The organism is Streptomyces sp. RK9, from assembly GCF_045070545.1.
Lineage (GTDB): Bacteria > Actinomycetota > Actinomycetes > Streptomycetales > Streptomycetaceae > Streptomyces > Streptomyces alboflavus.
Genome location: NZ_CP173704.1, coordinates 515,206 through 528,965, shown reverse-complemented (window position 1 = coordinate 528,965; position 13,760 = coordinate 515,206). Strand labels below are relative to the sequence as shown.

Below are 13,760 nucleotides of genomic sequence, written 5' to 3'. Positions count from 1 at the left end.
GGGTGGCGAGGCTCGGGCGGACCGGGTGGCGAGGCCCGGGCGGGCGCTGCGGCGGGGCGGGCGCGGTGCCGGTCAGGCGACCCGGGGGCGGCGCGCGCCGCCTCTGCGCGCCGCCGCGAGGAGCCCCTTCACCGTCGGCACCCAGCCCACCGCGATGATGCCCGCCGCGACCCACAGGCCCAGCGTGCCGTTGAGCGGAAGGGCGATGCCGATGCCGCCGCCGACCACCCACGCCATCTGCAGCAACGTCTCGGACCGCGCGAACGCCGACGTCCGCACCTCCTCCGGTACGTCCCGCTGGATCACCGCGTCCAGCGACAGCTTCGACAGCGCCTGCGCGAAACCCGCGACCGCCGCGAGTGCGGCGATGCCCACCGGGCTGACGAAGACCGCCGCGCACACCGCCACGCCCAGGACCACCGCCACCACCGTCACGATGATCAGCTCCGGCGCCCGGGCCTTCAGCCACGCCCCGACCGCCGTGCCGAGCGCGTTGCCCGCGCCCGCCGACACGCCCACGACGCCCAGGGACACCGCGGCGCTCTGCCCGGCCAGCGGATGCTCGCGCAGCAGGAACGCGAGGAAGAAGATGAGGAACCCCGAGAGGCCGCGCTGCGCGGCGTTCACGACGAGGCCGTGCGTCACGGACGGGCCGACGGTACGCAGCCCGAGGCGCCGTCTGCGGGAGCTGTCCTCGCGGTCCCGGGCGCGGGCCAGGTGCAGATGCTCCTCGTCGGCGACGAGCAGCGCCTTGCGCTCGCCCTTCGCCGAGTCCACCTTGTGGGGCAGCGTGAACGACAGGACCGTGCCCGCGATGAACAGCACGAACGCCCCGTACAGCGGCCAGCGCGGCCCCAGCGCCTGCAGGCCCGCGCCGATCGGGGCCGCCACGCCCGTGGCGAGGAGGCCGCTCAGGGTCACCCGGGAGTTCGCCTTCACCAGGGAGAACGCCGGTGGCAGCAGGCGTGGCACGACCGCGCTGCGCACGACGCCGTACGCCTTCGACGCGACCAGGACGCCCAGCGCCGCCGGGTACAGCTCCAGGCCGCCCGTCACCACCGCGCCCGACAGCGTCAGCGCGAGCAGCGCCCGCGCCAGCATCGCGCCCGCCATCGCCGCGCGGCGGCCGTGCGGGAGGCGGTCCAGGAGGGGGCCGATGACCGGGGCGAGGAGGGTGAACGGGGCCATCGTGATCGCCAGGTACAGGGCGACGCGGCCCCTCGCCTCGTCCGTCGGCACCGAGAAGAACACCGTCGAGGCGAGGGCGATCGTGATCATCACGTCGCCCGCGCCGTTCACCGCGTGCAGCTCGATCAGTTTGCCGAGGCCCGACTCGCCCGCTCCGTGGGCGTGGGTCGCCTTGCGGATGCCCTTCGCCGTGCCGGTGAACGGCAGGTGCAGGGCGCGGCCCAGCGCTCGGGCCGCCCGGGTTGTCGCACCCGGTGCGCCCGCTCTCTGAGACGACGACCTGACGCCAGTCACCCAGTCATAGTGCCCCGTCCGGGGGTGGAGTAGCGGGATAACCACTCGTGCACCAGCCTCGGCCTTCGCGGGGCGCCCCAGTCCCACCCCTTTCCCGAAACCGGGGCTGCGCCCCTGGACCCCGGGGGTGGGTGTCCCGTGCGGGTGGGACGGTCCTCCCCCGAATCGGCGCTTCGCGCCTCGTCCTCAAACGCCGGACGGGCTGAAACTACTTGGCCGGGGCGGGCTGAAAGGTGCCGGGAGCGGGCCGGAGAGGTGTCGCGCGGCGGGCGGGCTTGATGGTGCCGACTGCCTGGACGCAGTAATGGCGGGGGCGGGTGGGTGGGAGAAAGCCCGTCCGGCGAGGACGAGGCGCGGAGCGCCGATGCGAGGGTGACCCCTTCGGGGCTGAGGGTGCCGGGCTTTCGGGTAGGCCGGTGCGAGTTTGGGCGGGTGGGTGGGAGAGAGCCCGTCCGGCGCTTGAGGACGAGGGCCGCAGGCCCGAAAACGGGGGCGCGGGAGCCCACCCACGGACAGGCGCCCGGTACGCCGGTGTGGGCCCAGGGGCCAGGAGAAGGTAGCGTGCGTAACGCGCCTGCGGCAGCAGTCCTCGGCCGCGCGCCTGCCGGCCATCCCGCAGAATGGATGGCGTAGGTGCGCCCGGTGACGTCGGGCGCGGACGTCGACGCGGCCCACTGGTCCGCTCCGTCCGTGCCGCCGCGTAAGAGTGGCGCACTCGTGAGACGGCGTAGGAGAGAAGCGATACCTGTGAGCGCAGCGACAACGCGAAGCCGTACCCAGCGCACCCCGCGTACCCCCGACCGTCTCTGCGCCGAGGCGATCGGCCTGGCCCGTGCCGCCGCCGAGGAGGCCGCCGCGCCGGGTGTCGTCGGCGAGCACGTCGAGGTGGTCGTCGAGGGCGACCGCGTCGTCACGCATCTCTTCGAGTGCAAGGAAATGGGCTACCGGGGCTGGCGCTGGGCGGTGACCGTCGCCCGTGCCTCCCGCGCGAAGGTCGTCACCCTCGACGAGACCGTCCTGCTGCCGGGACCCGACGCCCTCCTCGCCCCCGAGTGGGTGCCCTGGAGCGAGCGCCTTCGGCCCGGCGACATGGGTCCCGGCGACCTGCTGCCCACCGACGCGGAGGACCTGCGGCTCGAGCCCGGTTACTCCGGCGAGGACGAGCCGCCGCCCAACTCCGTCCTGTCCGCGGACATGGCCGAGCGGGTCGAGGCCGAGGACGCCGAGGTCACCGCCGGGGCGCCCGCCGACCTCACCGTCGCGCCCGCCCGCGGGTCGCTCGCGGCGATCGCCGACGAGCTGGGGCTGCGGCGCGCCCGCGTCCTCTCCCGGTACGGGCTGCACACCGCGGCCGACCGCTGGGAGGAGGCGTACGGCCCGAAGACCGCGATGGCGCAGGCCGCGCCCGCGCCCTGCGTCAGCTGTGGGTTCCTCGTGCCGATCGGAGGGTCGCTCGGACAGGCGTTCGGGGTGTGCGCCAATGAGTTCGGGCCCGCCGACGGGAGGGTCGTGTCCCTCTCGTACGGGTGCGGGGGGCACTCCGAGGCCGCCGTCATGCCGAAGCCGCCTCGGCCGGCTCCGCCCGTGCTCGACGAGACCAAGGTCGACGTGCTGCCGTTGCGGCCCGCACCGGATTCCGGGTCGGTGCTGCCGGTCGGGGTCGGCGAGGACCTGGGCCACAGCTAGCCTCTACGGTTCCTGGGACTCCGGTACGCCCGGTCGTACCGCGCCCCGTCCCGGAGCCTCGGCTGCGTCCCACCCACCCACCCGTTTGCCCGGAGCATTCCGCTCGGGGGCTTCGCGTGCGGGCCGGTGGGTGGTGACGCCACGCTGCGCGCGGCGCTTTGCTCCCACCCGCCCACCCGTTCGCCCCTGACGTCAAGGCTCGGGGGCTTCGCGTGCGGGCCGGTGGTCGGTTGCGCCGCGCTGCGCGCGACGTGTCTCCCACCCGCCCACCCGTTGCCCCCAGAGGCGGCTTCCTGGGGCTTCGCGTGCGGGCCGGTGGTCGGTTGCGCCGCGCCGCGCGCGACACCTGCTCCGCCACGCTCCGCGTGATGCTCGCTCCCGCCCACCCCGTACCGATGTGCCCCGTGTCCGCCGTGTCCGCTGTGCTCCCCGAGCCTGCCCCTTGCCCAAGGAGCGTCCGTACCCGAACGATCCGGTGCCGAGCAACGGGTGGGCGGGCGGGCACGCCGCCGCGCGCAGCGCGGTGGAAACCGACCGCCGGGCCGCACGCGAAGCTCCTGAACGGAATGTTCGGGGTGAACGGGTGGGCGGGTGGGACGCACGTCGCGCGCAGCGCGGCGCAACCGACCACCGGACCCGCACGCGAAGCCCCAAGAAGCCGACGTTGGGGGTAACGGGTGGGTGGGTGGGAGACACGTCGCGCGCAGCGCGGCGAACAGCTGACCACCGGACCCGCACGCGAAGCTCCCGAGCGGAATGTTCGGGGTGAACGGGTGGGCGGGTGGGACGCACGCCGCGCGCAGCGCGGCGGACAACCCACCGCCGGGCCGCACCCGAAGTCCACCCCCCAGCGGGACGCGATACCGTCGCCCCCCGACGACGACCACCACCACGACCACAGCCAGCAGCGGCCCCAGGCCCGTATCCGCAGGCAGAGGGAGAGCGACCACGTGAGCAAGACCGTGCGGCCGGCCGACGAGGGCACCGACCCGTTCGGCACCGCCCGCCTGCGCCGCTCAGTCCTTGAGGCCTGGGCGGCGAGCCCGGCCCGGTTCCGCGAGGACGCGAACGCCGAGGAGGACATGGCCCTCGGCGGCTACCGCGACCGCCTGGTCGTGGAGCTGGCCCAGAACGCCTCGGACGCCGCCGCCCGCGCGGGCGTACCGGGCCGTCTGGCCCTCACCCTCCAGGACGGAGTCCTCGCCGCGGCGAACACGGGCGCCCCCCTGGACGCGACGGGCGTCGAGTCGCTGTCCACCCTGCGGGCCTCCGCGAAGCGGGAGGACCGCGACAACCGCCTGGACCGGCAGAACGGACCGCGGGCCACCGGGGCGGGCGAGCCCGGAGAGGACCCCGCCGCCAGGCGGACGACCGGCCGCTTCGGCGTGGGCTTCGCCGCCGTCCTCGCCGTCTCCGACGCCCCCGCCGTCGTCGGCCGCACCGGAGGCGTCCGGTTCTCGCTCGCGGAGGCCAGGGAACTGGCCGCCGAGACGGCCAGGTTCAGCCCGGGCCTCGGGGACGAGATCCGGCGCAGGGAGGGCCACGTACCGCTGCTGCGGCTGCCGCTGCCCGCGGAGGGCACCGCTCCGGAGGGGTACGACACCGTCGTGATCCTGCCGTTGCGGGACGCCGCCGCCGAGGACTTGGTGGCCCGGCTCCTGGAGGGCGTCGACGACGCGCTGCTGCTGGCCCTGCCGGGTCTGGAGGAGGTCACGGTCACGGTGCCGGGCGGCCCGGTCCGCACGATGCGCCGCGCGGCCGACGGACCGTACACCGTCGTGGAGGACAGCCGTGACGGCACGACCCGCTGGCGTACCGTCAGCAGCCAGGGCACGCTGGCCCCCGAACTGCTCGCGGACCGCCCCGTCGAGGAGCGGCAGCGGCCGTACTGGCATCTGACGTGGGCCGTGCCCGCGGGCCCGGACGGCGCCCCGGAGCGGCCGCGGACGAGCGCGGTCGTGCACGCGCCCACCCCCAGCGACGAGCCCCTCGGCGTACCGGCCCTGCTCATCGCGTCGTTCCCGCTGGACACGAGCCGGCGTCACGCCGCGCCGGGCCCGCTCACGGACTTCCTGGTGGAGCGCGCGGCGGACGCGTACGCCGAACTGCTCGCCTCCTGGCGGCCGGTGGCCGAGGGCGTCATCGGCCTGGTGCCGGGGCCGCTCGGCCAGAGCGAGCTGGACGGGGCGCTGCGGGGCGCCGTGCTCGACCGGCTGCCGCGCACCGCGTTCCTGCCGCCCGCCGTGCCGCCCGCGCGGACGGACGGCGCCGCCGCCGGTGACGAGTGGCTGGACGCCGAGGCCACCGAGGTCCCCGAGACGCTGCGGCCGCGCGACGCGGAGGTGGTGGAGGGCGCGGGCGCCGACACCGTGCGGGTCCTCGCCGAGGTCCTGCCGAGCCTGCTGCCCGCGGGCCTGGAGCGGCGCGGCGAGCTGCGGACGCTCGGCGTCGCCCGGGTCCCGCTGACCGAGGCCGTCGACCGGCTCGCCGGCCTTGAGCGGGAGCCGTCCTGGTGGCGGCGGCTGTACGACACCCTCGTCGGGGTCGACCCCGACCGGCTGTCGGGCCTGCCGGTGCCGCTCGCCGACGGCCGCACCACCATCGGCCCCCGCCAGGTCCTGCTGCCCGCGCCGGGCACGAGCACCGCCGACGAGAGCGGCTCCGCGGCCCTGGCCAGGATCGGCCTGAAGGTCGCGCACGCCGACGCCGCCCATCCGCTCCTGGAGAAGCTGGGCGCCCTGCCCGCCACGCCCCGCGCGGTCCTGACGACCCCGCAGGTGCGGGCGGCCGTCGCGGGGTCCCTGGACGACGACAGCTGGTACGGCGACGGCGACGGGCCCGGCGGCGAAGGGGCCCTGGACGCCGAGGAGCTGGCCGAGCTGGTCCTCACCCTCGTACGGGACGCGGATCTCGCGCCCGGTGACGAGCCCTGGCTCGGGGCGCTCGCGCTGCCCGACGAGGACGGTGAGCTCGCGCCCGCCGGGGAGCTGGTGCTGCCCGGCAGCGCGTTCGAGGCCGTCATGCGGGAGGGCGAACTCGCCGGGGTGGACGCCGACCTCGCGGAGCGGTGGGGCGAGCAGCCGCTCGCCGCGTGCGGGGTGCTCGCCTCGTTCGCGCTCGTACGGGCCACCGACGTCGTCCTGGACCCCGATGAGCTGGAGCCCCGCGACGGCGACTTCGCCGAGCCCGACGACGCGGGTCTGCTCGACGCCGTGGACGTGTGGTGCGAGGACATCCTGGACCGGCTGCCGGACACGCCGGTGCCGCCGGTCGCGACGGAGCTCGTCGCCGTCCGTGACCTCGACCTCGTCGACGACGACGCCTGGCCGCGGGCCCTCGCCCTGCTCTCCCGGCCGCCGCTGCGCGACGCGCTGACCCAGCCGGTGCGGGTGCTCCTCCCTGACGGCACGACGGAGAGCGTGCGGTCGTACACGGCGTGGTGGCTGCGAGGCCACTCGGTGCTCGGCGGCCGGCGCCCGGCGGGCCTGCGGGCGGCGGGCGGCGACCCGCTGCTCGACGGCCTCTACGACGACGCCGACGCGTCCGGGTTCGACGACGAGCAGGTCCTCAGGGCGCTGGGCGTGCGCACGTCGGTCGCCTCGCTGCTCGCGGAGCCGGGCGGGGCGGCCGAGCTGCTCGACCGGCTCGCGGACCCGGAGCGGACCGTTTCCGCGGCGCAGCTGCACGCGCTGTACGGGGCGCTCGCGGACCTCGACCCGGAGCAGGTGACGCTGCCCGACGAGGTGCGGGCGGTCCTGGGCGGCGGCCCGGACGGGGAGGTGGGGGAGATCGTGATCGTCGACGCGGCGGACGCGGTCGTCGCCGACGCGCCGGACCTGCTGCCGTTCGCCTCCGGCGTGCCGCTGCTTCCGGTCGCCCCGTCCCGCGCGGCCGACCTGGCCGAGCTGTTCCAGGTGCGGCGCCTGAGCGAGCGGGTGGCGGCGGAGGTCGACCCGGAGGGCGGGGTGGAGCACGAGGTGCCGGAGTCCGTGCGGGTGCTGCTCGGTCCTGCGACCCCGGCGACGTACCGGGAGTACGAGGAGCTGGTGGCCGACGGCGTCGACCTGGAGTGGCGCCGCACCTCCGACGGGGTCGTGCACGCGGCGACCGTGGAGGGCGTGGCCGCGGGTCTCGCGTGGGCGGCACGGCAGTGGCCGCGGCGGTTCGAGGTGGCGGCGCTGCTCGAGGATCCTTCGCGTACGGAGGAGCTGGCCCGGGACCGGTGGTTCGACTAGCCGGGGTGTGAGGGGGTGGGGTGGTCGGGAACACGAACTTCACCCCCCGTACAACCTCTGGCCAGGGTTGTGGGTCTGATCTGCCGAGTCAATCAGACTCCTAGATCACCGGGACCTCGCGAGCGGGCTTCAACACCGCGCGGCCCCCTTCTCCACCTGGGGAAAACACATGCGTATCCGTGCCACTGTCGCCGCTGTGTCCGGCACCCTGGCTCTGTCCGCTCTCGCTGTTCCGGCCGCCCACGCGGGGGATGAGCCGGTTGCCCCCAAGGCGTCCGCCGCCGTCGCCGACGCCACCGAGGCCGTGGGCGCGCAGCGTGCCGTCGCGGGCGACATCAAGGTCACCGACGTCACCGTCAACGGTGGCAAGGACGTCACGCTCGGCACGTCCGCGAAGAAGAAGTTCACGCTCACCATCACGGCCAGCGACCCGGCCGGGATCGAGCTCTCCAGCGGCTACCTCTGGCTCGGCGACGACCCCGACGCCCCGACCGGGATCATCACCCCGGCGACCCAGGCGGAGTACAACCCCACCTGCGCCGACGTGGACGACACCACCACGACCTGCACCGTGAACGTCACCGCGGACCCGGCACGGCTCCGCAACGTGGGCGCCGGTGTCCGCTGGAACGTCTTCGCGGCCGTGACCAACAAGAACGAAGAGCAGGTCACGATGGACGACCTCAAGTCGGACATCCGCCTCAAGCGCGCCTCCCGCCTGACGGTCAACGCCTCCCCGGAGCCGGTGAAGAAGGGCAAGACCATCACGGTGGCCGGTGCCCTGACCCGCGCCAACTGGGACACGAAGAAGTACGCGGGCTACACCCAGCAGCCGGTGCAGCTCCAGTTCAAGAAGAAGGGCGCCTCGTCCTACTCGACCGTGAAGACGGTGAAGTCGGACAGCAAGGGCAACCTCAAGACCACGGTGAAGGCGTCGGTCGACGGCACCTTCCGTTACGTCTTCGCGGGTACGTCGACGACCCCGGCCGTGACGTCCGCGGGCGACGCCATCGACGTCCGCTGACCGCGGCCCTTCAGCTCCCTCCAGGCCCCAGCGGCCTTCCCGTTCACCCCCGTCCCGCGGCGCCGCCACCCCGGCGCGCCGCGGGGCCCGCACCACCCGAGGAACATCATGCGTACCCGCGCCACCGTCGTCGCCGTCTCCGGCGCCCTCGCCCTCTCCGCCCTCGCCGTCCCGGCCGCGCAGGCCGACTCGGTCAAGGGCGACACCAAGATCACGAAGGTCGTCGTGAACGGCGGCAAGGACATCGTGGTCGGCACGTCCGCCAAGAAGGTCACAGTCACCGTCACGGGCACCGACCCGAAGGGGATCAAGGACGGCATGGCCATCCTGTGGCGCGGCACGAAGTTCGAGCCGGGGCACCTGAAGGGCATCGTGGACCCGGCGAACGAGGCCAAGTGCACCAAGGTCGACGCCACCACCGGGACGTGCAAGCTCGTCCTCAAGGCCACCCCGCGCAAGCTCGGGAACGGCAACGCGGGCAGCTGGAAGGTGATGGCCGGTCTGCTGGCCAACGGCCGCGCCGAGAACCACGTCATCAAGGAGACGTACACGACCGTCGGCGTCAAGCGCGCCGCGAAGCTGACGGTCAACGCCTCCCCGGAGCCGGTGAAGAAGGGCAAGGCCATCACGGTGGCCGGTGCCCTGACGCGCGCCAACTGGGACACGAAGAAGTACGCGGGTTACACCCAGCAGCCGGTGCAGCTGCAGTTCAAGAAGAAGGGCGCGAGCGCCTACACCACGGTCAAGACCGTGAAGTCGGACCGCAAGGGCAACTTGAAGACCACGGTGAAGGCGTCGGTCGACGGCACCTTCCGTTACGTCTTCGCGGGTACGTCCACGACCCCGGCCGTCACGTCCGCGGACGACGCCATCGACGTCCGCTGACCTTCGCGCTCCCGCTGACCTTCCGCTGCCGCGGCGCCCCGCGGCAGCGGTCGACTCTCCACATCCCCAAGGAACCACCATGCGCATCCGCGCCACCGTGGCCGCCGTCTCCGGCGCCCTCGCCCTCTCCGCCTTCGTCGCCCCGAGCGCCCAGGCCGCCCCGCTCGCCGACCCCGGCTTCCCGCTGAAGGACGCACAGCAGGGCGACACCAAGATCACGAAGTTCGTCGTCAACGGCGGCAAGGACCTCGTGGTCGGCACCACGGCCAAGAAGAAGTTCACCATCGCCGTCACCGCGACCGACCCGAAGGGTGTCGCCGGTGCCGGCGGCCTCCTGTGGCACGGCGAGAAGCTGAACGAGCGTTACGTCGACGGCATGCTCACCCCGGTCGACGACGAGAAGTGCACGCACGCGAACGAGACCACGGCCACCTGCACGGTCACCATCACGGTGAACCCGAAGGCGTCCCTGGAGAACAACGGCCTCGGCAACCACCTGGCGGGCGGCGGCTGGAAGCTCCTCGCCGCAGCGGGCGGCAACGACGACGACTACGTGGTCCAGACGGCCCTCAAGCCCGGCATCCGCCTCCAGCGCGCCGCGAAGCTGACGGTCAACGCGTCCCCGGAGCCGGTGAAGAAGGGCAAGGCCATCACGGTGGCCGGTGCCCTGACGCGCGCCAACTGGGATACGAAGAAGTACGCGGGCTACACGCAGCAGCCGGTGCAGCTGCAGTTCAAGAAGAAGGGCGCGAGCGCCTACACCACGGTCAAGACCGTGAAGTCGGGCAGCAAGGGCGAGCTGAAGACCACGGTGAAGGCGTCGGTCGACGGCACCTTCCGTTACGTCTTCGCGGGTACGTCCACGACCCCGGCCGTCACGTCCGCGGGCGACGCCATCGACGTCCGCTGATCCAACAGCACCTGACCCACCGCGAGTTGTGCGTAGTCGGTGAAGCTGCTGCGTACAACCAGTGATGCCCTTCGCATGTCTGATCGTGCGAGCCAACAGGCTCCTCGATCACCGGGGCCCCGCGTGCCGATCCACGCTCGCGGGGCCCCGCTTTCCAGTTGGGGAATCACATGCGCATTCGTGCCACTGTGGGCGCGCTGACCGGCGCCCTCGCCCTCTCCGCCCTCGCCGTCCCGGCCGCGCACGCGGACGAGGCCGACGGTGACGTCGAGATCACCAAGGTCGTGGTCAACGGCGGCAAGGACGTGGTGGTCGGCACCTCCGCCAAGAAGTTCACCGTCTCGGTCACCGCGACCGACCCGTCCGGGATCGAGGTGGCCGCCGCCACGCTGTGGCACGGCCCGAACTTCGCCGACAAGGACGGTCAGCTGGTCCTCGACCAGGCCTCGGGGCTTTCGTGCGTCGAGGGGAACGCGAAGACCGCCACGTGCACGGGCACCGTCATCGCCGACCCGAAGAAGAACCTCAAGAAGAACTCCCTGGCCGACGACTGGAAGGTCTTCGCCTACGCGCGCTCCGAGGACGACGACATGACCGTCGTCGACTCGTACCCGACGAAGGTCCGTCTCCAGCGCGCCGCGAAGCTGACGGTCAACGCCTCCCCGGAGCCGGTGAAGAAGGGCAAGGCCATCACGGTGGCCGGTGCCCTGACGCGCGCCAACTGGGACACGAAGAAGTACGCGGGTTACACCCAGCAGCCGGTGAAGCTGCAGTTCAAGAAGAAGGGCGCCGCGTCCTACACGACCGTCAAGACGGTCACGTCCGGCACGAAGGGCAACCTGAAGACGACGGTGAAGGCGTCGGCCGACGGCACCTTCCGCTATGTCTTCGCGGGGACGTCGACCACCCCGGCCGTCACGTCGACCGGGGACTCCGTCGACGTACGCTGAGCCCCGCGCCCCAAAAGGGGCGCGGGGAACTGCGCGACAAGCCCCCACCGGCCCGCGGGGAAGAACCGCCCAAGGCCCAGGGGCCAGAGCTAGGCCGCGAAGCGGCGGTCGACCCAGCGGAAGGCGAACTCGATCGCCGCCGCCGCGACCGCCGCGATCGCGACCGCCGCCCACGGCATCGTCGTGCCGACCAGCTTCAGGGCGAAGAAGTCCTGGAGCCAGGGGATGACGAGGACGAGCAGGAAGCCGAGGCCCATGGCGGCGACCAGGGCGATGCGCCACCACGTGTAGGGGCGGGCGATGATCGCGAGGACCCAGAGGGAGACGAGGAAGAGCGCGAGGGTGGCCGCGCTGGTCTCGGCCTCGCGGGCGCCCTCGCCGGTGTAGTGGTGGCGGGCCAGGAGGTACGTGGCGAAGGTGGCGACCGCCGCGATGATGCCGCCCGGCAGGGCGTAGCGCATGACCCTGCGGACGAAGTGCGGTTTCGCGCGCTCCTTGTTGGGGGCCAGGGCGAGGAAGAACGCGGGGACGCCGATGGTGAGGGTGGACAGCAGGGTCAGGTGGCGGGGCAGGAAGAGGTACTCCACCTGGGAGCAGACCACCAGGAGCGCGATGACGACGGAGTAGACCGTCTTCACGAGGAACAGGGTCGCCACGCGCGTGATGTTGCCGATGACGCGGCGGCCCTCCGCGACCACGGAAGGCAGCGTCGCGAAGCTGTTGTTCAGCAGGACGATCTGCGCGACCGCGCGCGTCGCCTCGGAGCCCGAGCCCATCGAGACGCCGATGTCGGCGTCCTTCAGGGCGAGGACGTCGTTCACGCCGTCGCCGGTCATGGCGACCGTGTGGCCCTTGGACTGGAGCGCCCCGACCATGTCCCGCTTCTGCTGCGGGGTGACGCGGCCGAAGACGGAGTTGGCGTCGAGGGCCTCGGCCATCTGGTCCTGGTCGGTGGGGAGCTGCCGGGCGTCGACGGTGTTCTCGGCGCCGGGCAGGCCGAGCTTGCCCGCGACGGCGCTGACGGAGACCGCGTTGTCGCCGGAGATGACCTTCGCCTGGACGTTCTGCTCCTCGAAGTACCGCAGGGTGTCGGCGGCGTCGGGGCGCAGGCGCTGTTCGAGGACGACGAGGGCGGTGGCGTGGGCGCCGGCCGCGATGTCGGGGGCGTCGAGGTCGCCCGCGGCGCGGGCCAGGAGCAGCACGCGCAGGCCCTGGTGGTTCAGGTGCTCGATCTCGTCGAGGGTCGGGTCGCCGGTGGGCAGCAGCACGTCGGGGGCGCCGAGCAGCCAGGTGGAGTCCTCGCCGTTGCCCTCGCTGAAGCTGGCGCCGCTGTACTTGCGGGCGGAGGAGAAGGGCAGCGACTCCGTGCAGCGCCACTCGTCGCTGTCGGGGTAGGCGTCGATGATGGCCTGGAGGGAGGCGTTGGGGCGCGGGTCGGACTCGCCGAGGGCGCCGAGGACCTTGCGTACGTAGGCCTCGTCGGAGCCGTTCAGGGGGCGCAGCTCGGTGACGTCCATGCCGCCCTCGGTGAGCGTGCCCGTCTTGTCGAGGCAGACGGTGTCGACGCGCGCGAGGCCCTCGATGGCGGGGAGTTCCTGCACCAGGCACTGCTTGCGGCCGAGGCGGATCACGCCGATCGCGAAGGCCACGGAGGTCAGCAGGACCAGGCCCTCGGGGATCATGGGGACGATGCCGCCGACGGTGTAGGCGATCGACTCCTTGAAGTTGTCGTCCTTGACGACGAGCTGGGAGATGATCAGGCCGATCGAGGTCGGGACCATCAGCCACGTCACGTACTTGAGGATCGTGGAGATGCCCGAGCGCAGTTCGGAGTGGACGAGCGTGAAGCGGCTGGCCTCCTCGGCGAGCTGCGCCGCGTACGCCTCGCGGCCCACCTTCGTGGCGGTGAAGGCGCCGCCGCCGGCGACCACGAACGAGCCCGACATCATCTTGTCGCCCGGCTTCTTCAGGACCGGGTCGGCCTCGCCGGTGAGCAGGGACTCGTCGACTTCGAGGCCGTCGGCCTCGACCGTCTCGCCGTCGACCACGATCTTGTCGCCGGGGCCGAGTTCGACTAGGTCGCCGAGGACGATCTCGGAGGTGGAGATCTCGGCGGCCACGCCGTCGCGCCGGACCGTCGGCTTGGCCTCGCCGATGACGGCGAGCCCGTCGAGGGTCTTCTTGGCGCGCAGCTCCTGGATGATGCCGATGCCCGTGTTGGCGACGATCACGAAGCCGAAGAGGCTGTCCTGGATCGGCGCCACGAACAGCATGATCACCCAGAGCACGCCGATGATGGCGTTGAAGCGGGTGAACACGTTGGCGCGGACGATCTCGGTGGTGGACCGGCTGCTGCGGACGGGTACGTCGTTGATCTCGCCGCGGGCGACCCGCTCGGCGACCTCGGCCGCCGTGAGGCCGGTGGCCCGTGCCGTCGGCGGCGCCACCGGGTGGACCGGGTCCAGCTCGGCGCCCGCGTCGATATGCGTCATGCAGACGACGGTACGGGGGGAGTGGGGGGTTCACCCCTTGAGTACCGGAAAGATCCGACCTCGGTAGGACGGGGTTTGCCCTCAGGTCGTATGCCG

General features: G+C 73.0%; 8 protein-coding genes. 6 read left to right on the top strand and 2 right to left on the bottom strand.

All coding sequences use genetic code 11. From position 1 onward, the window contains the following. Nucleotides 1-72: 72 nt before the first annotated feature. Nucleotides 73-1,482 (bottom strand): MFS transporter, encoded by a 1,410-nt coding sequence (locus AB6L24_RS22420; protein ID WP_405657718.1) that lies wholly within the window; start codon nucleotides 1,480-1,482, stop codon nucleotides 73-75. Between the two features lie 747 nt (nucleotides 1,483-2,229). Here AB6L24_RS22420 and AB6L24_RS22415 point away from each other — a divergent pair. The 6 genes from AB6L24_RS22415 to AB6L24_RS22390 all read left to right on the top strand — a co-directional run bounded on the left by AB6L24_RS22415 (nucleotide 2,230) and on the right by AB6L24_RS22390 (nucleotide 11,172). Continuing rightward, nucleotides 2,230-3,168 (top strand): DUF3027 domain-containing protein, encoded by a 939-nt coding sequence (locus AB6L24_RS22415; protein WP_405657716.1) that lies wholly within the window; start codon nucleotides 2,230-2,232, stop codon nucleotides 3,166-3,168. A gap of 950 nt (nucleotides 3,169-4,118) precedes the next feature. Further along, complete coding sequence (locus AB6L24_RS22410; protein WP_405663246.1) at nucleotides 4,119-7,403, top strand: molecular chaperone Hsp90; 3,285 nt, start codon at nucleotides 4,119-4,121, stop codon at nucleotides 7,401-7,403. A 169-nt stretch (nucleotides 7,404-7,572) separates the two neighbouring features. After that, nucleotides 7,573-8,427, top strand: coding sequence for a calcium-binding protein (locus tag AB6L24_RS22405; protein ID WP_405657714.1), 855 nt, complete (start codon nucleotides 7,573-7,575; stop codon nucleotides 8,425-8,427). A gap of 108 nt (nucleotides 8,428-8,535) precedes the next feature. Continuing rightward, a complete protein-coding gene (locus tag AB6L24_RS22400) occupies nucleotides 8,536-9,312 on the top strand; it encodes a DUF5707 domain-containing protein (RefSeq protein WP_405657712.1) in 777 nt (258 codons plus the stop codon). Nucleotides 9,313-9,391: 79 nt separating this feature from the next. After that, entirely contained in the window at nucleotides 9,392-10,222 is an 831-nt protein-coding gene (locus tag AB6L24_RS22395) for a calcium-binding protein (protein WP_405657710.1), read from the top strand. Between the two features lie 170 nt (nucleotides 10,223-10,392). Further along, complete coding sequence (locus AB6L24_RS22390; RefSeq protein WP_405657709.1) at nucleotides 10,393-11,172, top strand: calcium-binding protein; 780 nt, start codon at nucleotides 10,393-10,395, stop codon at nucleotides 11,170-11,172. An 89-nt stretch (nucleotides 11,173-11,261) separates the two neighbouring features. Here the strand turns inward: AB6L24_RS22390 and AB6L24_RS22385 are convergent, their stop codons facing one another. Next, nucleotides 11,262-13,664 carry an HAD-IC family P-type ATPase gene (locus AB6L24_RS22385; RefSeq protein ID WP_405657707.1) on the bottom strand — a complete coding sequence of 801 codons (2,403 nt, stop codon included), beginning with the start codon at nucleotides 13,662-13,664 and terminating at the stop codon, nucleotides 11,262-11,264. Nucleotides 13,665-13,760: the final 96 nt, after the last annotated feature.